The sequence below is a fragment of the Acidocella aminolytica 101 = DSM 11237 genome, assembly GCF_900129125.1.
Classification (GTDB): domain Bacteria; phylum Pseudomonadota; class Alphaproteobacteria; order Acetobacterales; family Acetobacteraceae; genus Acidocella; species Acidocella aminolytica.
In genome coordinates, this window is sequence record NZ_FQVJ01000095.1 from 1 (window position 1) to 1,508 (window position 1,508).

Genomic DNA, 1,508 nt, shown 5'->3' on the forward strand with positions numbered 1-1,508 from the left:
ACGCTCTGATGTTTGTTGTCAAGGGTTTTTGCGACAGAAGTCCAGCGGTGCCACTGCTGTGGTTCCGGTGCGTTGTTGCTGGAGGTGTGCATGGTTGGCGGCGAAGCTCCAAGACGTCGGTGAACAAGCTCTGATTCGCGGGTTGGTTACCGCAGTTCCGATTATCCGTCCGGGGCTATCCCTGTCTTACATCGGGCGTCGATATGATCGGCCACTAAGCGTCAGTCGGGAGTTCCCCATTCCGCGGCCCCGCCGCCAATGATGCACACCATGGTGTTGATTACCTCAAGCGATCTGTGGGTGGACCTCCCGGGCGATTGCCCACATGAAGGCAGCCATCTCGCGCGCAATCGCTGTATTTACGACGACACTGCGCTTGCCGGCTTGAGTCAATGCGCGATACCGCCGGCAAAGGCGCGATTGTGCCTTCCAGGCGATGTCGGCGACGACCTTTGGCAGTTTGTCGATGACATATAGCTTCTGTGCGCCGATCCGCGGCGCATGCTTATAGCACCAGGCACTTTCGACGAGCATTGTGCGAGCGGCCGTGTTCCCGGCCTTGGTGATCCCACCACGCTTAACACTATCGCCGGTCGACCGTTCCGATGGCACGAGGCCGAGATACCCCATCAATTGCTGCGGAGTCTCGAATCGTGAAAGGTCTCCGACCTCAGCCATGAACGTAACGGCTGCGACAAAGCGGATGCCACGCATCGCCTGTAGAGCGTCGACCACCGGCCCGAGCGACCATTCCTTGGCGGCCTCAGATAGATATTGCTCCAGGCGTTTCTGCCGTTCTTCCGCATCTCGTACAGCGCTAATCATCTCAGCAAGTACGATCTGCTGAGCGCGATGATCCATGCGTTGTTCGGCCAGCCAGCGATGATGCCTTGCACCCCAAGCTGTCCTTCCGGGAAAGCTTCGACCATGGCGCAACAGGAAGCCGGTCACCTGCTGACGCTTCCCGCGCACGTCCCGGACAGTGGCGGCACGAGCACGGACCAAATCTCGTATCGCTTCGTGCGTCACGTCGGGCACCCAAACCGCCGTCAGTTCGCCGGCACGCAGCAGCTTGGCGAGCCCTTCCGCGTCACGTCGATTGGTCTTCACGCGATCGCCGGGGCGCTGAGGAATGAGCGAGGGGGCAACAACTGTACATGCGTGACCCAACTCCGTCAGCCAGCGGTGTAGGCCGTAACCCGTTGGTCCAGCTTCATAGCAAAAGTGTAGCCGGTCGTACCTGGCACTCAACTTCGCCACCAGCTTGCGCGTTGCTTCAGGTGAGTTGTCAATTTCGCCGAGATAACGCACCTCGCCCTCCCGGCCGTAATTTGCCACGGCGACTGCATTCCGTGACTTTGATACATCCAATCCGACGAAAGCTTCGTTATAATGCTCCACGGCTCGTCCTCCTCATGGTGAGGATAGGCTCAATATCACGAGTAACCCTCGATCTGCGTGATCAAGAGGGCGAGCCACCCTACCCGGGGACAAACATCAGGTCTTAC

General features: G+C 59.0%; 1 protein-coding gene. It reads right to left on the reverse strand.

Features of this window, described 5'->3' with window-relative positions; translation table 11 throughout:
* Window positions 1-285: 285 nt before the first annotated feature.
* Window positions 286-1,401, reverse strand: a complete 1,116-nt coding sequence (locus BUB54_RS19740; RefSeq protein WP_048880392.1) for an IS110 family RNA-guided transposase — start codon at window positions 1,399-1,401, stop codon at window positions 286-288.
* Window positions 1,402-1,508 lie beyond the last annotated feature (107 nt).